We start from the raw sequence: 22,660 nt of genomic DNA, 5'->3' as shown, positions 1-22,660 counted from the left end.
AGGAGGACTGGCAATGCTGAAGCTGGCAATCTCCCGCAATATGGCGGAGATTGACCTCTCCCTTATTGAGGGAGTGCTCTATGGGAAGCTCGCTTGTGCCTATTTGGACGAGGCGATCTCGCAGGTGCCGCCTGTCGTCACCTTGTAGTGTGCGCGGGTGGCGAGACAGGACTTCATCGCCGCTCCTTCGGCCTCCTTCTGCGAGGGCGCATTCAGACTCGAGCCGCAAATGATATAAAGCGAAACTACCCTGGAGTACGGCGTCGTGGCATAGGCCGAATGGCCACCGGCAGCCACATAAGCCTTGTAGGCCTTGTTGCACGGGGATTTCGCATCTCTCGTCAATGCCGGCGGAAATCGCTTGTCGCCCTCCTGACCTGCCAGAGAAGCGGCCATGCCGATGCCGGGCGTCGTGGCCACAACCAATCCGGCCAGGATCGAGGGCAGGATCCGTTTTATGCCTGCAGATGTCATTTTGTCCTCCCCAAGTGAAGAAAATCGAGAGCGGTTGCTGTTCGTCTATTTGGAGGCCGCGATCTCGCAGCCGCCGCTTGCGGTCCGGACCTTCCACTTCTTCAGGCCGGCCTGACAGTTGCGTAGCGCAGCGTCCTCGGCGGCCTTCTGGCTCGGCGCGTTGAGCTTCGTGCCGCAGATAATGTAGAGATCGACGACGCGCGAGTAGAAGGTCGTGGCATAGGCCGAATGGCCGCTGGCCGCGACAAAGGCGTTGTAAGCTTTTGTGCAGGCTTCCTTCGGATCCAATGACAGATATGGAGAGAACCGTTTGTCGCCGACCTTCCCGGCAAGCGAGTCCGCTGCGCCTACTCCGGGAATGGTGAATATTAGAAATAATGCAAGTAGAAGCTTGGTTGAGTAACCGCAATATTTGAGATTCATCTTGATCCCGCTGAGATGCCCTAGTGCAGGATAAGACGTAGCGAAGATTATGGGCCGCCGCTAGCTCTCTGCTGATAATTCCTGCTCGGCTTCTCCGGGGAATCTTTTGTACCATAAGTTCAGCCTCCCCAGATGGCAGCAACGGCCTGTCGTTGTAGTCGTGCGGTCTGTTCATCGAAGCAGCAGAAAATCACGGTTCTCGGCAGCATTCCCTCTCGGAGGAAACGGCTCACGGTGCCGACAGCAATCGTCGCCGCCTCGTCCTCTGGATATCGATATATGCCGGTCGAGATCGCCGGAAATGCTATTGTCAGGCATTCATTGGTACGAGCGATTTCAAGCGATCGCTGGTAGCAGGACGCCAGCAATTCGGCTTCGCCCTTGCCGCCGCCTTGCCAGACCGGCCCGACCGTATGGATAATATGACGAGCCGGCGGTTTGTAGCCCTTGGTGACCTTGGCTTCGCCGACATTGCAGCCATTCAGCATGCCGCATTCGACCAGCAGTTCCGGCCCGGCGGCCCGGTGAATGGCGCCATCAACTCCTCCGCCGCCCACCAAGGAACTGTTGGCCGCATTCACGATGGCGTCGACAGCCAACCTGGTGATGTCGCCTGTCTGGATCTGGATGCGTGGATCTACGCCCATGTCACATCCTGAACACGCCGAAGCGCGTGTCCTCGATTTCGGCATTGAGTGCGGCCGAAAGGCTGAGCGCCAGCACCTCGCGTGTCTTGGCAGGATCGATGATGCCGTCGTCCCAGAGGCGGGCGGATGAGTAGAGCGGATGGCCCTCATGCTCGTATTTCATCAGGATGGGCTTCTTGAACTTCGCCTCCTCCTCCGCGCTCCATTCGCCGCCTTTGCGCACGATGCCTTCGCGCTTGACCATGGCAAGCACCGTTGCCGCCTGCTCACCGCCCATCACCGAAATGCGGGCATTCGGCCACATCCACAGGAAGCGCGGCGAGTAGGCGCGGCCGCACATGCCGTAATTGCCTGCGCCGAACGAGCCCCCGATGATCATCGTTATCTTCGGCACCTTGGCCGTCGCGACAGCCATCACCAGCTTGGCGCCGTCCTTGGCGATGCCGCCTGCCTCGTATTTCCGCCCCACCATGAAGCCGGTGATGTTCTGCAGGAAGACCAGCGGGACCTTGCGCTGGCAGCAGAGTTCGATGAAGTGCGCGCCCTTCAGCGCACTTTCGGAAAACAGCACGCCATTGTTGGCGATGATGCCGACCGGCATGCCGTGGAGGCGGGCAAAGCCGGTGATCAGCGTGGTGCCATAATTCTGCTTGAACTCATCGAACTCGGAACCGTCGATGACGCGGGCAATCACCTCGCGCACGTCATAGGGCTGGCGCAAATCCGTCGGCACGATGCCATACAGCTCATCAGCCGGATGAAGCGGCGGAATCGGTTTCTGTAGGTTCAGACTTACGGTCTTGTTTCGATTCAGGTTTTTGACGATGCGCCGGCAAATGGCGAGCGCATGGTCATCGTCCATTGCATAGTGGTCGGCGACTCCGGAAAGCCGCGTATGCACGTCCGCGCCGCCCAGTTCCTCGGCGGTGACATCCTCTCCGGTCGCGGCCTTCACCAGCGGAGGACCACCAAGGAAGATGGTCGCCTGGTTGCGCACCATGATCGTCTCGTCGGACATCGCCGGCACATAGGCGCCGCCCGCCGTGCATGATCCCATGACGCAGGCGATCTGCGGGATGCCGGCGGCCGACATGTTGGCCTGGTTGTAGAAGATGCGGCCGAAATGCTCACGGTCGGGGAACACCTCGTCCTGGTTGGGCAGGTTGGCGCCACCGCTGTCGACCAGGTAGACACAAGGCAGATTGTTCTGAAGCGCGATCTCCTGCGCACGCAGATGCTTCTTCACCGTCAGAGGATAGTAGGTGCCGCCCTTCACCGTGGCGTCGTTGACCACCACCATCACTTCCGTGCCTTCGACGCGGCCGATGCCGGCGATCAAGCCGGCCGACGAAATCTCCTCGCCATACATCGACCATGCGGCGAACTGGCCGATCTCGAGGAAGGGCGAGCCGACATCCAGCAACTGGGCAAGACGTTCGCGCGGCAGGAGCTTGCCACGCGAAACGTGGCGTTCGCGCGCCTCTTGCGAACCGCCGCGTTCGACGGTCGCTGCGATATCGGCGATATCGGCGACCAAGGCCCGCATGCGCTCGGCATTGGTGCGGAAAGTGTCGGAGGAAGGGGAAACCTGGCTCTGGAGCACGGCCATGCTACACCCCCTCAGCCATGATCTCGCGCCCGATCAGCCAGCGACGGATTTCGCTGGTGCCGGCGCCGATCTCGTAGAGCTTGGCGTCGCGCAAGAGGCGGCCTGTCGGATAGTCGTTGATGTAGCCATTGCCGCCCAGCAACTGCAGTGCGTCAAGCGCCATCCGCGTCGCCTTCTCAGCGGCGAACAGCACGCAACCGGCGGCATCCTTGCGGGTCGTCTGGCCACGGTCGCAAGCGGCGGCGACGGCATAGACATAGGCGCGCGCGGCATTCATCGTCGTATACATGTCGGCAAGCTTGCCTTGCACCAGCTGGAACTCGCCGATCGGCTGGCCGAACTGCTTGCGCTCATGCACGTACGGGATCGCCACATCGAGACATGCCGCCATCAATCCGATCGGGCCGCCGGCGAGCACCGTACGCTCGTAGTCTAGCCCAGACATCAGGACCTCGACGCCGCGCCCTTCTTCATGCAGAACGTTATCGAAGGGCACTTCGACGTTCTCGAACACCAGTTCACCGGTGTTGGAGCCGCGCATGCCGAGCTTGTCGAGTTTCTGCGCCACGGAAAAGCCCGCCATCGCCTTTTCGACGATGAAAGCGGTGATGCCACGCGATTTCAGTTCCGGATCGGTCTTGGCATAGACGACCAGCGTCTCGGCGTCCGGCCCGTTGGTGATCCACATCTTGGTGCCGTTGAGCACATAGTGGTCGTTGCGCTTTTCGGCGCGCAGCTTGAGGGACACGACATCGGAGCCGGAGCCGGACTCCGACATGGCCAACGCGCCGACGCGTTCGCCCGAGCAAAGCGGCGGCAGGAATTTCTCCTTCTGCGCCGGCGTTGCCCAGCGGTTGATCTGGTTCACGCAGAGATTGGAATGGGCGCCGTAGGAGAGGCCGACGGAGGCCGAGGCGCGGGAAATCTCCTCAACCGCGATGACATGGGCCAGATAGCCCATGCCGGTGCCGCCGAAATCCGCATCGGCGGTGATGCCGAGCAGTCCGAGCGCGCCGAGTTCGCGCCACAGATGCGCCGGAAACTCGTTGGAGCGATCGATGTCGGCGGCGATCGGGGCGATCCTGTCCTGCGCGAAGCGCCGCACGAGGTCGCGCAGCGCCTCTATGTCTTCGTCATGTCCGAAGCTGAGGGTGTTCGTGTACATGCCATTCCTCCCCGGTGCCGCATGAAATTAAAGCGCCAAAGCGTCCTTCGCGCGTCCTAAGGGACGCGCTGCGCTGTGGTTGTCGATCCGCGCGCCTACCAGGCGCATTGTCATCGAAAGATATGTCGCCGTGACTTCAGCGATCGACAGCCGCTCGCCCGGTCGGAACCACACGATGACCCCGGTCATCATCTGGATCAGCGCCATGGCGGTGAGGCCGGTGTCCTCGACCGTGAAAACGCCTGTATCAACGCCGTCGCGCAGGATGGCGCGCAGCTCCTTTTCGTAAGCCGCGCGCTGCTTGAGGATTTGTGTCAGCCTCTCGGGCGACAGGCTGCGAAGCTCCATGTTCGAGACGTGCGTGGCGTGCCGGCGCTCGATGTGGAAAGCGATGTGATTGCGGACGTAGGCCGAGAGCCGCGCAACGGGATCGGCAAGCGGAGGGCGTGCGGCGTCCCATGCCGCGAGCAGCCCCTCCATGTGCTCACGCATCAGCGTGAACAGAAGGTCTTCCTTGGTCGGGAAATAGCGGTAGAGCGCAGCCGCCTGCACGCCGACCTCGGCAGCGAGCTGGCGCATCGACATCGCTTCGTAGCCAAGGCGTGCGATCAGGTTGACCGCCGCCTCCCGGATAGCCGCCTCGGTCTTTTCGCCATCGGATCCTGTGGTGCGCGCCATGATCGTCCTCTTGCGCAATATTAAAACGAACGTTCAATTAATTCAAGAGGCCGGCGAAGCGCTATCATGAAACGATCTTGAACCCGACAAAAGAGCTTGCTGGTGCAAACTCCTCTACCTCGATCCCGGAAACCGAAGCGCCGGGCGGCCCTTTGCGAAGCCGCTCGATCATTCTCGAAACCGCTTGATAGGACCCTGCAATATGAGCCGTCACGGACCCGTCCGCCTCGTTGCGAACCCAGCCGGCAAGACCAAGGCTTGTCGCCTCGCGCCGAACCCAGTTTCTGAAGCCGACACCTTGCACCGTGCCGTCGACGCGCGCCCGCACTTCCATGAGATGACCAGCCATGAATCTCTCTCGGTCTGTGTCCTTGGAATCTGGCGCGCGGCCGATTGAATGCAACTTTAGAATTGTACGCCTGACACAACGGGTCGGCTTGTTCCTGAAATTTAATTGACTCAGTCCACTAATTTTCAGAAAACAGAGCGGCCTCGTTGGAGTTGGACGCGATGTTGGACGAACGCAACGCATTGGTGGCCGATATCAGGCACTTCAATCGCTTCTACACGCGCACTGTCGGTCTTCTCGACGAGACGCTCACGCAAAGCGCATTCACCTTGACCGAGGCGCGCGTGCTGTTCGAACTCGGCCGCCGCGATCGTCCCGCGGCGTCTGAAGCTGCAGGAGAGCACGGCTTTCTTGCCGAGGCCTTTCATATTGATATGGGGCCGACCGCCTCCGACATAGCCAAACAGTTGCGCGTCGATGCCGCCTATCTGACGCGCATTCTACGAAAATTCGCGGGCGAGGGCCTGACCGAGACCAGGGTCGACCCGGCTGACAAACGCCGGCGGATACTGTCACTGACGGCAAGAGGCGAGGCGGCGCTGTCAGGGCTTCAGACGGCGGCGGATCGCGACACGGCGCGGCTTATCGAGAATCTGCCCGATCACAGACTGCACGAACTGGGCGGCGCGTTGCGCAAGGCGGCGGAATTGCTGGGCGATCCCACGCAGGAGAACCTTGATGGAACGCCAGAGGTGACCCTGCGGCCGCACCGTGTCGGCGATGTCGGCTGGGTCGTGCAGCGGCAGGCCAAACTCTATGCCGAGGAATATGGCTGGAGCATCGAGTTCGAGGCACTTCTCGCCGAAATCGGATCGGATTTCATTCGCAATTTCCTGCCCGGACGAGACTTTTGCTGGATCGCCGAACGCGCTGGCCTGCCGGTTGGCGCGGTGTTCCTGGTCCATCTCGATGACGAGGTCGCGAAGTTGCGCATGCTGCATGTCGAGGCATCGGCGCGCGGCATGGGAATCGGCAAACGCCTGGTCGAGCAGTGCATCGACCAGGCGCGGACCTGCGGCTACCGGCGGCTTGTGCTGTGGACGAACGATATCCTTGTGGCGGCGCGCGCAATCTATGAGCGCGCCGGTTTCAGGCTGGTCGGCGAGGAACGCCACCGCAGTTTCGGCAAGGATCTGGTTGGCCAGACATGGGAACTGGATCTCTGATGAGAGGGCCTCGTTCCCAGGCCTGATTCTAGTTGCCTCGCGCGGCGGCGAGCGCGCCGGGCAACTCCTCCGCGAAGGTGTCGAGTTCATGATCCAGGCCAACACTGACGCGGATGCAGTGGTCGAGCCCCGGCGCCATCGGCTTGCGGATGAAGACGTCGCGCGACAACAGCGCCTGCAGCACCTTCATCGCGAAGGCGCCGTCGCTGCCGCAGTCGATGGTGACGAAATTGGTCGCCGATGGCAGAGGTTTCAGCCCGTTCGCCTCGGCTATGTCGGAAATGCGCCGGCGACCAGCTTCGACCCGGCCGACCACGCTTTTCAGCCAAGCTTGGTCGGCAAGCGCCTCGACGCCAGCGATCTGCGCCATGCGGCTGACACCGTAATGGTTGCGGATCTTCTCGAAATCGGCGATCACCTGAGCCTCCGCCACGGCGTAGCCGCAACGTATGCCGGCAAGTCCGTAGGCCTTTGAAAAGGTGCGCATGCGCACGACATTGGGCCGCGACACGTCTATCGGCGGCAGCGCCGATGCCGGCCCCAACTCGCCATAGGCCTCGTCCAGCACCAGCATGGTGGTCTCCGGCAGGGCTTCGATGAAGCGGATGATGTCGGCCGCCTCCCACCAGCTTCCCATCGGATTGTCCGGATTGGACAGATAGACCAGCGGCGCCTTTTCCTTGACGACGGCCTCGAGCAGACCGTCCAGATCCTCATGATGGTTCTTGTAGGGAACCGTAACCAGTCGCCCGCCAACGCCGGCGACATGGAAGTTGAAGGTCGGATAGGCGCCGAGCGAAGTCACAACCGCATCGCCAGGCGCGACATACATGCGCGCCACCAGGCTGAGCAGCCCGTCAATGCCCTCGCCGACAACCACGTTCTCGGCTTTCACCCCAAGATACGCCGCAACGGCGACCTTCAAATCGTGATTGTCCGGATCGCAGTACATCCACATATCCCCCGCGATCCCGGCCATGCGGGCGACGACCTTGGGCGAAGGGCCGAAACTGCTCTCATTGGCGCCGATACGGGCACGGAACGGTCGGCCGCGATCACGCTCCTGCGCCTCCGGGCCGACAAAAGGCACGGTCGACGGAAGCGCGGCGATAAGCGGCGTGAGGGGAGGGCGCTGGCGCATGACGGAAGCTCGCGTGGAAAGGGCCTTCTTGCTAGCGTGGCCGGCCGGTGGGTGCAAGCTCCAGCACTCCGCAACTGTAGTGCTGGATTCCTTCGAGTCTTTTTGCTAGCCAGATGGCATGAACAATCGTCTGCCCCCTGCCTTCTCCAAGCACCTCAAGTCCGGAGCGGCGCCGAAACCGAAGGTGCCGGCGTTTAATCCTCAGCAGGCAGATCCGCTGGCACGCGCCCAGGCTGACGACTTTTTGCTAAAGCAAGCCTATGAGCATCAACAGGCCAAGCGTTTGGCCGAAGCGCAGGATCTCTGCCTTCGCGTCCTGGCGCGCACGCCGAACCATCCGCTGGCGCTCTATATCATGGGAACGGTCTGTCTTGGCTACGACGACGAAGCGGCGCTTCGTTATTTCGCACGCGCGGTTGGTGAGGCGCCTAGAAACCCCTATTATCATCTTAGTCTCGGTGAGGCCTATGGCAAGCTGAGCGAGTTTTCCGCGGCTATCAAGCATATCCAATATGCTTTGGAACTGCAGCCAGATATTATAGCTGCCCTTTGTGCGTTGGGTCGCGTTTATACCGAGTTCGACAAACCCGACCTGGCCTTGCCGCTTTATGAGAAAGCGCTGAAAATTAACCGCGATCACCCAAAGGCGCGGATCGGAATGGCTGCCGCGCTCGCCGGCCTTGGGCGAATGGAGGAGGCAGGCGTCTATCTTAAAGAGGCGATCGAACACCGCGTTGACGTCGCGGCGGCTTATTACGACCTCGTGCAGACCCGAAAATTTACCGAAGAGCCTGCGGAACTCCAATCGATCCTTCAGGAACTAGACCGTCCACAACTTAAATCGGAGGCCGTCCAGAGCCTGCACTACGCTGCCGGCAAGGTGCTGAACGATCTCAAGCGCTACGCAGAGGCGTTTCACCATTTCAACGGAGCCAAACAGGCCGCCGGCTACACGTTCAACATCGATCAGTATCGTCGTTTCGTGGATCTGACCATTGAAACCTTTACGCCGGATCTGTTTGCCGCGAAGGCCAGCTACGGGAACCCTTCCGAAGCGCCTGTTTTCGTAGTTGGGATGCCGCGCTCGGGGACGACACTGACCGAACAAATTTGCGCCAGTCATCCCGACGTTCATGGCGCTGGGGAGCTTAGCAAACTGAGGCGGGTAGCGAACGCGATCGGTCTGCAGAGCTCGGCCTCTGATTTCAGCAAGCCGATGATGACGATCACCGAAGGCTTGTCCAAGACGTTGGCCGAAGAGCATCTTTCCTATCTGCGGGAGCGCGCTCCGACTGCGCAGCGGATCATCGACAAGATGCCGCACAATTTCGAATTGATCGGCCTCGCAAGCCTGCTCTTTCCCAACGCCCGCATCATTCACTGCCGCCGCGATGCCATCGACAATTGCGTGTCCTGCTTTGTCCTGCCTTTTAGTTCTGCGCACAGCTACAATACAGATCTGCGGACACTCGGCCTCTACTATCGAGAATATGACCGCTTGATGCGGCACTGGAACGAGGTTTTCCCGGGTCGCATCTTTGAAAATTGCTATGAGACGCTTGTGGAGCATCAAGAGACACAATCGCGCCGGCTCATAGAATATCTCGGGCTCCCCTGGGATGAAGCGTGCCTTCGTTTCTTCGATAGGGAGGGGGCGGTAACTACGCCAAGCCGCTGGCAGGTCCGTCAGCCGATCTATAAATCCTCCGTTAAGCGCTGGAAGAATTTCGAAGGGGAGATCAGTCCACTGATCGAAGCCTTGGGGGATCTGGCCGACACCTGATCTCCGGTGAACCCGGCGCAAGCTGACTGGGCTTGTGCCGCATCGATGGAAAAAACCTCAAGCGAAGGGCGCGTCCCTTCATGAGCAGGTCTGGGCGCCGCAATTCCGTCTAGTCGATTTCGGCCAATATGCGGCCAATAGCTCTCGGCAGCGTCCGACCTAAGCCGCATCGATCTTCGAAAAACACCGTGCTTCATTTTGAGTGCCGGAGCCACCTTTGCGTCACCCAATGATGCGCGCCGCCATGCTGCAGTTCCAAGATGTCCGACGTTTCAGCCTGGAGCGAGGTTAGAGTAAGCGGACATAGCACCGCAAGAGGTGCTCTGAAAAAGTGGAATAATCGGTATGGCGTGGCAGTAAGCTCGCGCCGTTGGCTTGTTGAATAAAAAAACCCGGCGGTTGCCCGCCGGGTTTCGGTTTCGACAAGGCGAAGTCTATTAGAAGTCGCGCTCGAAGCGGATGATGCCCGCGACGTTGTTCTTCTTCTGCGCGCCAGCCCAGACGTTACCTGCGTCGATGGCACCCGAGCCAACGCGCTGGAAGTCAACTTCAGGCGTGATCGTGAAGCCAGGAACCGGGGTGTATGCCACGTTGGCTGCGATGCCGTAATCCTTCCACTGATCACCGGACACCTGCAGGTTGAACGAGGTCTTCTCGTTGAACTTATACGTGCCACCAGCCCAGAATGCCCAGCTGCCGCCCCACGGCTTGTAGAAGCCGCGACCGTTCGCGTTCGCGAAGTAGCTGTTGTCGTCGAGGTGGTTCGTGCTGCCGTAGCCAACCATGCCGAACAGCGAGAATTCCTTGGTGACGTTGAAGTCCACGCGGACCTTGCCGGACACCGACTCATAGTTGCTGTCGTAAGCAACGACGCCGACGATATCACCCCAGCCCTGCGTGTACTTCACGCCGCCGACAACGTGCGGAACGTAGCTGTCGATCGTGCCGATACCATAGTTGCCGCTCGGGTTCGAAGCGCCGCCCGAACCTTCTTCCAGAGAGGCCACCGCCGAGAAGCCGTTACCAGCGTCGAAATAGTACTGGACGACGTTGGTGTCGAAGCCGCCGTAAGGAACGAGCGTATCGTTGATGACGTTGCCGGCGTAACCGACGAACGTGTCGAATGCCGATTCGTCAAGACCCACGCGCAGGCCGCCGAGCTGGATCCACGCGAATTCCATGTTGGCGTGGTTGCCGGCATTGTTATTGGCAGGGTAATTGCCAGCGCCCGTGTCGGAGGCCGAATTGCCGAAATTAAAGCGCAGTTCGGTGTAGGTCTTCAAAGTGCCGAGTTCGGTTTCCTGGCCAGTCCAGGTCTTCAGCGTGAAGCGGGTGTTCTTCCACCAGGTGCCCTGGTCCTTGCCGTCCTTGACGTCAAGGCTGCGAGCGCCGTCGAACGTACCGGTGTCACCGAAGCCGGCATCATAACGGACATAGCCGCCGATGCGCAGGCAGGTCTCGGTGCCGGGGATGTAGAAGTAGCCAGCGCCGTAGACGTCGCAGATCTTGACGTATTCAGCGGGTTCCGGCTCGGCGACGCCGTCGTCGTCGCCGAGCCGGAACCCGCTGAATACGTCAAGATCTGCGACGTCTACGGCGCTGGCTACTTCTACATCCCCGGCACCGAGACCTGCCTGCGCATCGGCGGCTATGTCCGTTACGACATCGGCGGCGGTGACGTCGCTTCGTTCGATGGCGCTCGCGCTACCGACCACATTAGTGGCGAAGACCAGGGTACTTGGCAGAAGAACGCCCGGTTCACCCTGAAGACCTGGACCGGCCAGGAAACCGAACTCGGTACGTTGAAGACCTATACCGAGACCCGTATCAACTTCGGCAATACGGCTTCCAGCGGTCTGGTTACCTACAACGCAGATCTCGATGGTTATGTCTTTGGCGGTGGCGCCCAGAACAAGGGTATCACGCTGAACTTCGCCTGGATCCAGCTCGGCGGTCTGCGCGTTGGTAAGGACGAATCGGCCTTCGATACGTTCGTCGGTTATGCCGGCAACGTCATCCAGGATACGCTGGTTCCCTACGGCGGCTTCGACACCAATGTCGTCCAGTACTACTTCGACGCCGGCAACGGTTTCTCGGCAGTGGTCTCGCTTGAAGAAGGCTATGGCGTCTACACGATCGACAGCTACGTCCCGCATGTCGTCGGTGGCGTGAAGTACACGCAGGGCTGGGGCTCGATTTCGGGTGTTGCAGCATATGACAGCGCAGCCGAAGAGTGGGCCGGCAAGGTTCGCCTAGATGTGAACGTTTCCAGCGCGTTGTCCTTGTTCGCGATGGGTGGCTATGGCACCGACAGGAACTTCGATCACAACATGTACAAGCTCTGGGATGGCAACTGGGCTATCTGGGGTGGTGGCACGTACAAGTTCAACGAGAAGACCTCCTTCAACGCTCAGCTGTCCTATGACGAAGGCAAGAAGTTTGGCCTTGCTGCCAACGTTGCGTATGACGTTGTCCCCGGCTTCACGATCACCGGCGAAGTTGACTACGTGAATGCTGGCGACAGCGCTTACCACGCCAGCTATGACGGCATCGGCGGTATCCTCCGCTTCCAGCGCTCGTTCTAATGGCTGAGCTCTAGATAATCAAAAGCAGCCCGGGCGCACAACGCCCGGGCTGTTTTGTCCTCGCTATATGACCAAGGCAAACACAAGGATCAGGGGGTAAACGGTAGCTGAGCAGGTCTGCGGGAATGATTTCGTGGGATCCGCCGTCAGGTGGATGAAATCACATTCGCGTGATCAAAACTCTTGAAAGGACGCCTCCAAGCGGTTAGGGCTGACCTGACCACTCAGGGGTGTGGCATTGAATGTCAAACGAAGCGATTCAAGAGGCGCAGTCCTCTGATCATTTTTCGATGTTTTCTTCTCAATCTGCGAAGATAAAATATAGTTATAACACTATAAGAGAAGTAAAGTCGTTCACGATCGGAGAGCTGTTCTTAGCATACCGAGACATATTGTGGGACGATGGGCGACATAAATATAATGTCAGCTCTTTTGTCGGTGAAATCGGCGAGATTCTTCTCGGCGAGCGCTTCAGCGCCTTTGACCAGAGTACCCTGGATAACCTTATCGGCACCTTGCGCCAGCGCGGCAACAGCAACGCAACCATCAACCGAAAGATGGCTGCCCTCAGCAAACTGCTGCGCAAGGCTTACAAGATGGGGGATATACACAGTCTGCCTGAGTTTCGCCGCCAGAAAGAGCGGGCGGGGCGGATTCGTTTTCTTGAGAAGGATGAGGAAGCCCGGCTTTTCGCGGCCATCAAGAGCCGCAGCGAAGACGCCTATCGTCTTTCTGTCTTCCTCGTCGACACCGGATGCCGCCTCGGCGAGGCGCTCGGTCTCATCTGGAATGATATCCAGGAGCACCGCGTCAGCTTCTGGATCACCAAATCCGGCCGCAGCCGTACAATCCCGATGACCGCCAGGGTCAAGGAAGTGATCAAGCTGCCGCCCTTCGAGGGTCGCCGGCCCAAGGGACCTTTCACAAAACTCAGCCAGGCGCAGTTTCGCGCCATCTGGAACGATGCGAAGGCCGAGGTCGGTCTGGGGGCTGACGATCAGGTCGTGCCGCACATCTTGCGCCATACCTGTGCGTCGCGGCTTGTGCAGGGCGGCATCGACATCAGGCGTGTGCAGATGTGGCTCGGCCACCAGACGCTGTCGATGACCATGCGTTATGCCCACCTTGCAACGAACGACCTCGACGGTTGCGTCGTCGTTCTGGAAACGCCTCGCGGCAAGGGTGAGGACAGCGACATGGAGCGCTCGCCGACTTCTGCTGCAACAACGCAGGAAGCGAGAAACGGGTCGGTAGAGGAGGAGCCTTCACTCGAAGAGAAGCCCTCGCGCAAGACGGCTCGGAAGAGTTCAAAGGCAAGGTAGATTTATCGATTATTCGCGAAAGGCCCAGGATCAGGACTGATCCTGGGCCTTTCGCGTCGAGCTATGCTGGTGTTCTGCCTGGTCAAGAAATGCCGCGATAGCGCTGGGCAGATCGCCAGTTTCGAGGAAGGGCGCGTGGCCTTGGCCCTCGACCGTGATCGTCTTCATGTTTGGGTGATGCTTGCTCATTTCCTCGAGCGTTTGGACAGACAGCAGTTTTGAATTGCCGCCTCGTAGGGCGAGCAAGGGGGTGGCCGCCAGCGCGTCGAACTGTGGCCAAAGCGTCGCCAGCGGTTGCGTGAGATCAAGGCCCGCCAATGTCTCGACCAGCTTTGGATCGAAGTCCGGCATCAGTCCCTGGGTCGTCTCACGGTTGAGCGCCCACACCATCCGCTCCCAATCGGCATCGACGAGAGCCGGAAAATCCCCGCCATGCACGCCGCGCTGGGTGTTCACTGCCTCGTCAAGGGTCCTCGGTTTCGGTGAAGGATCGAGATAGGAGCGGATATGGGCAAGCCCGTCAGCCTCGAGCACAGGGCCGATGTCGTTGAGAACGATGGCTTTCAGCGCTTCTGGCCGCATCGCCCCGAGCAAGTGGATGATCAGTCCGCCGCGTGACGTGCCGATGAAGGCGGCCTCCTCGATGCCAAGTGCGGCCAGCCCGGCAAGAATGTCGCTGGCCTCGACACCAACATTGTAGTTGGCGACGTCAGGGTCATAGGCCGATTGTCCGCGCCCGCGATAGTCGAAGGCGACCACCTTGCGTCGGACCACGGCGCGTGCGGAGAGATAGAGCGCCAGTTCATGGAAATCCCGGGCATTGCGCGTCAGGCCGGGCAGGCAAACGACGGGCCAGTGACCGACGTTGGCGTCGCCGTAAATCCGTGCATGGAGCTTCAGCCCATCGGGCGCGGCATAGAAGAAGTCGGAGAAATTTTCGCCGCTCGCCATCGGATTGCCGTCCTCGCTGGATTGATTTGGACAGCTAACGGGTCAGGGCAGGGGGCGTCAAATGGTGAGACCCGACCTTCTCTCCTGAGAGGTGGGTCGGCGATAGAGCGGGAACGGGTGCCAGTGCTGGACACTATGATGCGTCAGCGGCATCCAGCCTGTTGCCAGGCTGGAACTCTCCTCAGCCGACCTAGCTTCACTCGGCCACCTTCCCCTACATATGGACAAGGCAGGAAGCCTCAGCTACGACCGTTCACAAGGTCGCCGACAATGTCGTACTTGCCGGAAATGCGCATCTTGTAGACTTCGTAATTCTCCATGACGCGCTGCACGTAACTTCTTGTTTCCGTGTAGGGAATCCGCTCGATCCAGTCGACGATGGCATCCACGTCCTTGCCGCGCGGGTCACCGTATTTTGTCACCCATTGCGCGGCCCTGTTGGGTCCTGCATTGTAGCCGGCGAAGGTCAGCACATAGGAGCCGTTGAAACGGTCGAGTTGCTCGCCGAGGAAGGCCGCCCCCAGCGTCGCGTTGTAGCCGGCGTCGCTCGTCAGTCGTGTCTGAGAAAACTGTAATCCGGCCTTCTTCGCCAATTGCTTGGCGGTACCCGGCATCAGCTGCAACAGGCCGCGTGCCCCCGCACTTGAGACCGCGCCGACATTGAATTCGCTCTCCTGGCGGGCGATCGCATAGGCCAGTGCCTTGCCCGAACCGGAAATGTCAGCCGAATCAGGGATGACGCCCAACGGATGCGACAGGGCGCCGACGTCGATGCCGCGTGCACCGGCGATCTTGCCGACCTTCAGTGCCATGAAATGATTGCCCTGCTTTTCCGCCAATACGGCAAGCAGCGCCAGTTCCCCGGGGCTGGTCAACTGGCCGGCGAGGTCGCGATACAGCGTTTCGGCATAGCGATCATAGCCTGCCTCCTGCAGCCGCTTGATGGCGCTGACAGCTTCGCGGCTGGCGAAATTCTGCCGGTCGGTCGCATTTGGCTGCGGATAGACGATGTTGAGGGCCCGTCGGCCAACACGCTCGGCGGCGAGCTGGCCGTAGAATGTCGTCCCGTATGTCGCCGCGCGGCCGAAGTAATCAGCGGCATTGCCCGGGCCACCAACCTCGGCGGCACGGCCGAGCCAATAGTAGGCGCGCGACAGCGACATCGGCCCCTGCGCCAGATCGGCGACCCGAGCGAAATGCGTTGCGGCAAGCTTGGCATCGTTCAGCCCGCGCAACGCGTACCAGCCGGCATGAAATTCGGCGTCGACGGCATTGCTGGGGCTTTCGGCGGCATGTGCCGCGACTATCGCGTAGGCCGTCTTCATGTCGCCCTGGTCGACCAGCTCTCGCGACAGAACGCGACGCTCAACCCACCAGGCATCCGGGTCGACAAGTGCATCCCGGTCGGTCGGAGCCTTCATGACCACCGCCGCGGCATCGGCAAACTTCTCTTGCTTGCGCAGATATTCCGCCTGCGCGAAGAAATAACCGGCGGAACGTTGCGCCATCGGCACCGCGTTCAGCAATCTGGGTGCGTTCTTATCGCCTCTGTCCGCCGCCGCCCAGGCGTCGGCAAGTTGCTGGGCGCCTGCGAGCGCCGCGACCCGCTGCGCGGAGCCTGGTCTGTCAGCGTAGAACATGCGCTCCATGCGGAAGCGGTGATCGGCCGCGGGGATCAGCGGGCCGAACTCTCGAATGAGCGCTGCTTCGTCCTTGGCTTCCAGCATGGCGGTGCGCCAGAATGGCGACAAGACGGAGCGCGCTGCTTTGGTATTGCCGACCGACACATAGGCGCGGGCAAGCACCATCACGCCTTCGAATGTCTGCGGTTGGCTGCCGTTGAACGCTTGAAGCACGGCTTGCGGGGCGGGATTCTCGCGATAGAGCGCCCGTTCGCTGTTTTTGCGCAGGGCGATGGTGCCCGGCCAGTTCGGCAGCATCCGCGCCGCCGCGGCAATATCGCTGCTCGGTACCTTGTCGCCACCATAGAGCGCGATCGCCCAGGCGAGGACATGATGATCGAGCGAATTGGCCGGCAAGCCGTCGCGGATCGAGCGGGCTCCAGTAATGTCGTTTGCCGCCAAGGCGTCGAGGCCGCTTTTCAACACGGCCGCATTCGACGACGGCGAGGGGGCTTTGTCCGGCAGGGTGGTGTCCTGCAAGGCCGGCATCGGGATGGCCGATGTCACCTGCACGTCAACGCTGCCGCCCAATGCCACCGCCGGCGTCAGCGCGAGAAGAGCGCCAATCAACGCAGATGAATGGGGCCGACCGATCGGCATTGTCCTTCCTTACAAATCATAAGCAGGCGCAGGAGCCTCAGAGCCTAGATGTAGGTCATGAAGGGCCCGTAAACAAAAGGTTATCGAGGCCGTTCGAATTGCGCTTGCTGGCACCACGGCAATGCTTGCCGCGCAACAATGTCGAGACTATGGTGCGCCGCTTCGCTTTCCGCTAGAAGGCGCTCGACGAAACGCCGATGCGTGTCGCCCAAAAGTGAGTACCGTTTTTGGGACAACGACATGCACAAACCAAAGAAGTCCCAAGGAGTTGGACGACATGCTGAGAGGCTCGCTTACCGCGCTCGTGACACCGTTCGAAAAGAGCGGCCGTTTCGACGAGAAAGCCTTTCGCGCGTTCGTCGCCTGGCAGCTTGACGAGGGCACGAAGGGGCTGGTTCCCGTCGGCACCACCGGCGAGTCGCCGACGCTGTCGCATGACGAGCACCGGCATGTGGTCAAGGTGTGCGTTGAAGTAGCCAAGGGTCGCGCGCCGGTCGTTGCCGGTGCCGGTTCCAACAACACCGAAGAGGCGATCGGCCTGGTACAATACGCCGAGAAGGCGGGCGCCGATGCCGCGCTGGTGGTCACGCCCTATTACAACAGGCCGACGCAGCGCGGCCTCTACGCGCACTTCGCGGCTGTCGCCAAGGCGACCAGCCTGCCGATCATCATCTACAACATTCCGCCGCGCTCGGTGATCGACATGATGCCGGAGACGATGGGCCAACTGGTGCACGACTTCAAGAACATCATCGGCGTCAAGGATGCCACCGGCAAGGTCGAGCGGGTTTCCGAACAGCGGGCTACCTGCGGCAAGGGCTTCATCCAGCTTTCCGGCGAAGACGCTTCGGCGCTCGGCTTCAACGCGCATGGCGGTGTCGGCTGCATCTCGGTGACGTCGAATGTCGCGCCACGGCTTTGCGCCGAATTTCAGGAAGCAACGCTCTCCGGCGACAGCGCCAAGGCGCTGGAATTGCAGGACCGCTTGCTGCCGCTTCACAAGGCCATCTTCATCGAGCCTGGCGTTTCAGGTGCGAAATACGCGCTGTCGAAGCTCGGCAAGGTCGAGAACGTGTTGCGCTCGCCGCTGGTCACGATCGAAAAGTCAACCGCGGACAAGATCGATGCGGCGATGAAGCACGCCGGCTTGATAAACTAGGGATGAGGCGCCACCTCTCCACATCATGAATCAAGTCAGAAAAGCCGATCCCAACAACAAGACCGTTGCTGAGAACCGCAAGGCGCGGTTTTCCTATGAGGTGCTCGACACGATCGAGGCCGGCCTTGTGCTGACCGGCACCGAGGTGAAGTCGCTGCGGCAGGGGCAAGCCAACATCCAGGATTCCTACGCCTCGGTCGAAGGTGGCGAGATCTGGCTGATCAATTCCTATCTGCCGGAATATCTGCAGGCCAACCGGTTCAACCACGAACCACGGCGCCGCCGCAAACTCCTGCTCAACAAGCGCGAGATGTCGAAGCTCTCGCAAAGCGTCGATCGTGAAGGCATGACCTTGGTGCCGTTGAAGATCTACTTCAACGATCAAGGCCGCGCCAAGCTGCTGCTCGCTGTCGGGCGCGGCAAGAAACTGCACGACAAGCGCGAAACGGAGAAACAGCGCGATTGGTCGCGCGAGAAGGGGCGGCTGCTGAAGGAGCGGGGGTAGGTAGCGCCGTTCGGCTGAAGGCTGGCCTGCGGCGTTACAGCCTGCCTGAGTCCATTCCTCTGGAATTCAGGCGCAAGCTTCAGCGGCTTCGCCTCTTGCCGCCGACCCCTTGGCGCGGCCAGAATCTAATTCTGCAGAAATTCCTTTATCTTGCTGAAAACGCTAACGAACATCTCTTCGGTCAGCACGCCCGTATTGGTGTTGTAGCGCGAGCAATGGTAGCTTGAAAAAAGCGTCACGTCCCCTGCCTCGAGCTGTCCGCCATGTTTGAACGGATAGGCGGCGACACGCTGGCCAAGCGCCCGAACGGTTGACTGATGGGCGATCGAGCCCAATGCCAGAACGGCGCGCAGATTGGGGAAACGTGCGATCGTCGGCACCAGAAAGGTCCGGCAGGTGGAGATCTCCGCGCCGACCGGCTTGTTCTCGGGCGGCACGCAGCGCACCGCATTGGTGATCGCGGTGCGGACAAGCTCAAGTCCATCGTCCGGCCTTGCCTTGAACTCCCCGCGCGCAAAGCCATGTGAAATAAGAGTGCTGTAGAGCAGGTCACCGGCATAGTCGCCGGTGAACGGCCGACCCGTTCGGTTCGCCCCGCGTACCCCGGGCGCCAGCCCGACGATCAGCAACTGAACGGAATCGTCCCCCTCGGTCGGCAGGAAGGTCGGCACTGGCCCGTTGAACCACGATGGCTCACGTTGCCGCCACTCGGCAATGAAGGCGTTTAGGCGCGGGCAGAGCGGACAATCATGATTGGGTTCGGGCGAACCGGTCTGTGGAACTGGCAAAGCGTCGCCCTCAGTAGTCGTCCTCTTCGACTTCGGCGGGTTCGGGCCTGCGCACCGGACGCTCGGAAGGATCGCGACCCACTTCGTTCTTCAGCGTCATCAGATCAATGAAATGGTCGGCTTGCCGGCGCAGGTCGTCCGAGATCATCGGTGGCTGCGAGGCCATTGTGGATACGATCGAGACCTTGCGTCCGCGCCGCTGCAGCGCCTCGACGAGCGTGCGAAAATCGCCATCGCCGGAGAAGATGACATAGTGATCGACGACATCGGCGAGTTCCAGCGCGTCGACGGTGAGTTCGATGTCCATGTTGCCCTTGATCTTGCGGCGACCCGTCGAGTCCGTGAACTCCTTGGCCGGCTTGGTGACGACCTTGAAACCATTGTAGTCGAGCCAGTCGATGAGCGGGCGGATCGATGAGTATTCCTGGTCTTCGACCAGCGCGGTGTAATAGTAGGCGCGCAGGAGATATCCCCGCTTCTGGAAGCTCGACAGAAGCTTGCGATAGTCGATGTCGAAGCCCAGGGCGCGAGATGTGGCGTAAAGATTGGCGCCGTCGATGAAAAGAGCGATTTTTTCCCGCGGGTCGAACATGGAAATATCCCTTTTTTGGAAATAGGCTGACTTCTTAAATACGCCGCGACTACGGGCCGGATTCCGTAATAAATTGCCCAGCCGTCTATCATTCCGAAATAACGCCAGTTCAGCGGCATTCCAAGGGCGCGTGGCCCATTGCAAGTAATTGTGATCGGCGCGCGATCGGACGCGCGGGGTGCTGGCAGAGGGGCGATGGCCGCGGCGTTGCTTCATGCTTGTATTTTTGCGGCGTTCGGGTTATGGACCGCGCCTGTTTTCCATTAAATCCATCGCATGAAAGGGGCAGCTCATGGCCCGCGTAACCGTTGAAGATTGCATCGACAAGGTCGACAACCGCTTCGAACTGGTGCTTTTGGCGGGCCATCGCGCCCGTCAGATCAGCCAGGGCGCGCAAATTACCGTGCCGCGCGACAACGACAAGAACCCTGTCGTGGCGCTGCGTGAGATCGCTGACGAGACATTGTCGCCCGACGATCTCAAGGAAGACCTGATCCACTCGCTGCAGAAGCATGTCGAAGTCGACGAGCCGGAAGCAGATGGCGAGGCCATCGCGGACCAGACCGGCGGCGCCATTGTTGCAACCGATTCCGATGACGCTGAAGACAATGTCACCTTCGATCGTATGACCGAAGAAGACCTGCTGGCGGGCATCGAAGGCCTCGTTCCGCCGGAAAAAAGCGACGACTATTGATCTTCGGAAGAGCTGCCGACACTTTCGCGTCGGCAGTTTCGTGGCTATCTATGACATGCGTCGCACACACGTGCGGCGCATGATTCATTTTTGCCTTGTGAGATCGCGCCCATGATGCGTCAGTATGAGCTTGTCGAGCGCGTCCAGCGCTACAAGCCCGACGTCAACGAGGCGCTGCTCAACAAGGCCTATGTCTACGCCATGCAGAAGCACGGCCACCAGAAGCGCGCCTCCGGCGATCCCTACTTCTCCCACCCACTCGAAGTCGCGGCCATCCTCACCGAAATGCATATGGATGAAGCAACGATCGCCGTTGCCTTGCTGCACGACACGATCGAGGACACGACGGCGACCCGGGCCGAGATCGACGAACTGTTCGGTCCGGAAATGGGCAAGCTCGTCGAGGGGCTGACCAAGCTCAAGAAGCTCGACCTGGTTTCCAAGAAGGCCGAGCAGGCGGAAAATCTGCGCAAGCTTTTGCTGGCGATCTCGGAAGACGTCCGTGTCCTCCTGGTCAAACTCGCCGACCGGCTGCACAACATGCGCACCCTTGACCATATGCCGGAGGCCAAGCGCCTGCGCATCGCCGAGGAGACGATGGATATCTATGCGCCGCTCGCCGGGCGCATGGGCATGCAGGGTATGCGCGAGGAACTGGAGGAGATCGCCTTCCGGTTCATCAATCCCGAAGCCTATCGCGCCGTCACGGCCCGGCTTGCCGAAATCTTCGATCGCAACAAGGATGTGCTGTCCGATATCGAGAAGGCGCTGTCCGCGCTGTTCGAAAAGCATTCGATCAAGGCCAGCGTCAAAAGCCGCCAGAAGAAGCCTTGGTCGGTGTTTCGCAAGATGGAAGCCAAGGCGCTCTCCTTCGAACAGCTATCCGACATTTTCGGTTTTCGCGTCGTCGTCGAGTCGGTTGAGGACTGCTACCGGGCGCTGGGTGCAATCCACACCACCTGGTCGATGGTTCCAGGGCGCTTCAAGGACTACATCTCGACGCCGAAGCAGAACGACTACCGGTCGATCCACACCACGATCGTGGGCCCGTCTCGCCAGCGGGTCGAGCTGCAGATCCGCACCCGCGAGATGAACAAGATCGCCGAGTACGGCGTCGCCGCGCATTCGATCTACAAGGACACCGGCGGCAAGACGAATGGAGCCGCCCATGCGATCTCGAAGGAGACCAACGCCTACGCCTGGCTAAGGCGCACCATCGAGCAACTGGCCGAAGGCGACAGCCCAGAGGATTTTCTCGAAAACACCAAGCTGGAACTGTTCCAGGACCAGGTGTTCTGCTTCACGCCCAAGGGCATGCTGATCGCGTTGCCGCGAGGCGCGACGCCCATCGACTTCGCCTATGCGGTTCACACCGATGTTGGCGATACCTGTGTCGGCGCCAAGGTCAACGGTCGCATCATGCCGCTGATGACGGAACTGAAGAATGGAGACGAGGTCGAGATCATTCGTTCCAAGGCGCAGGTGCCGCCGGCGGCATGGGAATCGGTCGTCGTCACCGGCAAGGCGCGTGCCGCCATTCGCCGTGCCACGAAGAACGCTATCCGCAAGCAGTATTCCGGTCTCGGCGTCCGCATTCTGGAGCGCGCCTTCGAACGGGCCGGCAAGACCTTCTCAAAGGAAAGCCTCAAGCCTGTCCTGCATCGGCTCGCGCGCAAGGACATCGAGGATGTTCTGGCTTCCGTGGGCCGCGGCGAACTCGCCTCCACGGATGTGATGAAGGCCGTTTTCCCCGATTTCAAGGATGAACGCGTCACGCCTGCCGCGCCCAAGCAGCGCGAGGAGGGCTGGTCGAAGATCCGCAATGCCGCCGGCATGCTGTTCCAGATTCCCGGGCGCGCCGCGCGCAAGGACAAGGACCAGCCGCGCGACGGCGCCGTGCCGATCCGTGGCGTGCGCGGTGACCTGCCGGTGCGCTTCGCGCCGGAGGGGGCCGTTCCTGGAGACCGCATTGTCGGCATCGTCCAGCCGGGCACCGGCATTACGATCTACCCGATCCAGTCACCGGCGCTGCAGGCATTTGACGACCAGCCGGAGCGCTGGATCGACGTCCGCTGGGACATTGACGAGCGCACCAAGGAGCGGTTTCCGGCGCGCGTCTCGGTCACCGCGATCAATGCGCCGGGATCACTGGCTGACATCGCCCAGGTCGTTGCATCGAATGACGCCAACATCCATACGCTGTCGATGGTGCGAACCGCTCCCGATTTCACCGAGATGCTGATCGATCTCGAAGTCTGGGATCTGAAGCACTTGAACCGGCTGCTGTCGCAGCTCAAGGACAATTCGAGTGTCAGCGACGCGCGACGCGTCAATGGATGAGGGGAAC

Annotated in this window: 21 protein-coding genes; 8 read left to right on the top strand and 13 right to left on the bottom strand. The window is 60.6% G+C overall.

Annotated elements, in window-relative coordinates:
* Positions 1-99: 99 nt before the first annotated feature.
* The 7 genes from ACO07C_RS08870 to ACO07C_RS08840 form a co-directional block, all read right to left on the bottom strand.
* Positions 100-474 (bottom strand): hypothetical protein, encoded by a 375-nt coding sequence (locus ACO07C_RS08870; protein WP_421913801.1) that lies wholly within the window; start codon positions 472-474, stop codon positions 100-102.
* A gap of 45 nt (positions 475-519) precedes the next feature.
* On the bottom strand, positions 520-897 hold the full coding sequence (locus tag ACO07C_RS08865; protein ID WP_421913800.1) for a hypothetical protein: 378 nt from the start codon (positions 895-897) through the stop codon (positions 520-522).
* 119 nt (positions 898-1,016) lie between these two features.
* Positions 1,017-1,544 (bottom strand): O-acetyl-ADP-ribose deacetylase, encoded by a 528-nt coding sequence (locus tag ACO07C_RS08860; RefSeq protein ID WP_421913799.1) that lies wholly within the window; start codon positions 1,542-1,544, stop codon positions 1,017-1,019.
* Position 1,545: 1 nt separating this feature from the next.
* Positions 1,546-3,153, bottom strand: coding sequence for a carboxyl transferase domain-containing protein (locus tag ACO07C_RS08855; RefSeq protein WP_421913798.1), 1,608 nt, complete (start codon positions 3,151-3,153; stop codon positions 1,546-1,548).
* A 1-nt stretch (position 3,154) separates the two neighbouring features.
* Positions 3,155-4,318: an isovaleryl-CoA dehydrogenase gene (locus ACO07C_RS08850; protein WP_421913797.1), complete on the bottom strand. Its 1,164-nt coding sequence runs from the start codon at positions 4,316-4,318 to the stop codon at positions 3,155-3,157.
* 27 nt (positions 4,319-4,345) lie between these two features.
* Entirely contained in the window at positions 4,346-4,996 is a 651-nt protein-coding gene (locus ACO07C_RS08845; RefSeq protein WP_421913796.1) for a TetR/AcrR family transcriptional regulator, read from the bottom strand.
* A 64-nt stretch (positions 4,997-5,060) separates the two neighbouring features.
* The gene (locus tag ACO07C_RS08840; RefSeq protein ID WP_421913795.1) at positions 5,061-5,345 is read right to left on the bottom strand and encodes an acylphosphatase; all 285 of its coding nucleotides are present in this window, start codon (positions 5,343-5,345) and stop codon (positions 5,061-5,063) included.
* A gap of 161 nt (positions 5,346-5,506) precedes the next feature.
* On the opposite strand from ACO07C_RS08840, the gene ACO07C_RS08835 reads away from it, so the two are divergent.
* Positions 5,507-6,511, top strand: coding sequence for a bifunctional helix-turn-helix transcriptional regulator/GNAT family N-acetyltransferase (locus ACO07C_RS08835; protein ID WP_421913794.1), 1,005 nt, complete (start codon positions 5,507-5,509; stop codon positions 6,509-6,511).
* 28 nt (positions 6,512-6,539) lie between these two features.
* Here the strand turns inward: ACO07C_RS08835 and ACO07C_RS08830 are convergent, their stop codons facing one another.
* The gene (locus ACO07C_RS08830; RefSeq protein ID WP_421913793.1) at positions 6,540-7,652 is read right to left on the bottom strand and encodes a pyridoxal phosphate-dependent aminotransferase; all 1,113 of its coding nucleotides are present in this window, start codon (positions 7,650-7,652) and stop codon (positions 6,540-6,542) included.
* A 118-nt stretch (positions 7,653-7,770) separates the two neighbouring features.
* Here ACO07C_RS08830 and ACO07C_RS08825 point away from each other — a divergent pair, with 118 nt between their 5' ends.
* Entirely contained in the window at positions 7,771-9,435 is a 1,665-nt protein-coding gene (locus ACO07C_RS08825) for a tetratricopeptide repeat-containing sulfotransferase family protein (protein WP_421913792.1), read from the top strand.
* Positions 9,436-9,872: 437 nt separating this feature from the next.
* Here ACO07C_RS08825 and ACO07C_RS08820 read toward each other — a convergent pair whose 3' ends face one another.
* The gene (locus ACO07C_RS08820; RefSeq protein ID WP_421917476.1) at positions 9,873-11,087 is read right to left on the bottom strand and encodes a porin; all 1,215 of its coding nucleotides are present in this window, start codon (positions 11,085-11,087) and stop codon (positions 9,873-9,875) included.
* Between ACO07C_RS08820 and ACO07C_RS08815 the strand changes: the two genes are divergently transcribed.
* Together ACO07C_RS08815 and ACO07C_RS08810 are read left to right on the top strand one after the other, a co-directional pair.
* Positions 11,016-12,020 carry a porin gene (locus tag ACO07C_RS08815; protein ID WP_421917475.1) on the top strand — a complete coding sequence of 335 codons (1,005 nt, stop codon included), beginning with the start codon at positions 11,016-11,018 and terminating at the stop codon, positions 12,018-12,020. The genes ACO07C_RS08820 and ACO07C_RS08815 overlap by 72 nt on opposite strands.
* A 242-nt stretch (positions 12,021-12,262) precedes the next feature.
* A complete protein-coding gene (locus ACO07C_RS08810; RefSeq protein WP_421913791.1) occupies positions 12,263-13,342 on the top strand; it encodes a tyrosine-type recombinase/integrase in 1,080 nt (359 codons plus the stop codon).
* Between the two features lie 30 nt (positions 13,343-13,372).
* On the opposite strand, the gene ACO07C_RS08805 is transcribed toward ACO07C_RS08810, so the two are convergent.
* Positions 13,373-14,293 (bottom strand): alpha/beta fold hydrolase, encoded by a 921-nt coding sequence (locus ACO07C_RS08805; protein ID WP_421913790.1) that lies wholly within the window; start codon positions 14,291-14,293, stop codon positions 13,373-13,375.
* Positions 14,294-14,532: 239 nt separating this feature from the next.
* Complete coding sequence (locus ACO07C_RS08800; RefSeq protein ID WP_421913789.1) at positions 14,533-16,575, bottom strand: lytic transglycosylase domain-containing protein; 2,043 nt, start codon at positions 16,573-16,575, stop codon at positions 14,533-14,535.
* Between the two features lie 277 nt (positions 16,576-16,852).
* Between ACO07C_RS08800 and dapA the strand changes: the two genes are divergently transcribed.
* Both dapA and smpB read left to right on the top strand, forming a co-directional pair.
* Positions 16,853-17,734, top strand: a complete 882-nt coding sequence (gene dapA / locus ACO07C_RS08795; protein ID WP_421913788.1) for a 4-hydroxy-tetrahydrodipicolinate synthase — start codon at positions 16,853-16,855, stop codon at positions 17,732-17,734.
* A gap of 25 nt (positions 17,735-17,759) precedes the next feature.
* Entirely contained in the window at positions 17,760-18,239 is a 480-nt protein-coding gene (gene smpB / locus ACO07C_RS08790; protein ID WP_421913787.1) for an SsrA-binding protein SmpB, read from the top strand.
* A gap of 125 nt (positions 18,240-18,364) precedes the next feature.
* Here smpB and ACO07C_RS08785 read toward each other — a convergent pair whose 3' ends face one another.
* Positions 18,365-19,027, bottom strand: a complete 663-nt coding sequence (locus ACO07C_RS08785) for a uracil-DNA glycosylase (RefSeq protein WP_421913786.1) — start codon at positions 19,025-19,027, stop codon at positions 18,365-18,367.
* A gap of 10 nt (positions 19,028-19,037) precedes the next feature.
* Entirely contained in the window at positions 19,038-19,619 is a 582-nt protein-coding gene (locus ACO07C_RS08780; protein WP_421913785.1) for an NYN domain-containing protein, read from the bottom strand.
* 292 nt (positions 19,620-19,911) lie between these two features.
* On the opposite strand from ACO07C_RS08780, the gene rpoZ reads away from it, so the two are divergent.
* Positions 19,912-20,313 (top strand): DNA-directed RNA polymerase subunit omega, encoded by a 402-nt coding sequence (rpoZ, locus tag ACO07C_RS08775; protein ID WP_421913784.1) that lies wholly within the window; start codon positions 19,912-19,914, stop codon positions 20,311-20,313.
* Between the two features lie 111 nt (positions 20,314-20,424).
* Entirely contained in the window at positions 20,425-22,653 is a 2,229-nt protein-coding gene (locus ACO07C_RS08770; protein ID WP_421913783.1) for a RelA/SpoT family protein, read from the top strand.
* Positions 22,654-22,660 lie beyond the last annotated feature (7 nt).

The sequence above is a fragment of the Mesorhizobium sp. genome, assembly GCF_965229135.1.
In the GTDB taxonomy this organism is placed as follows: Bacteria; Pseudomonadota; Alphaproteobacteria; order Rhizobiales; family Rhizobiaceae; genus Mesorhizobium.
The sequence above is the reverse complement of the archived record's forward strand: the minus strand, read 5'-3'. Positions and strand labels throughout refer to the sequence as shown.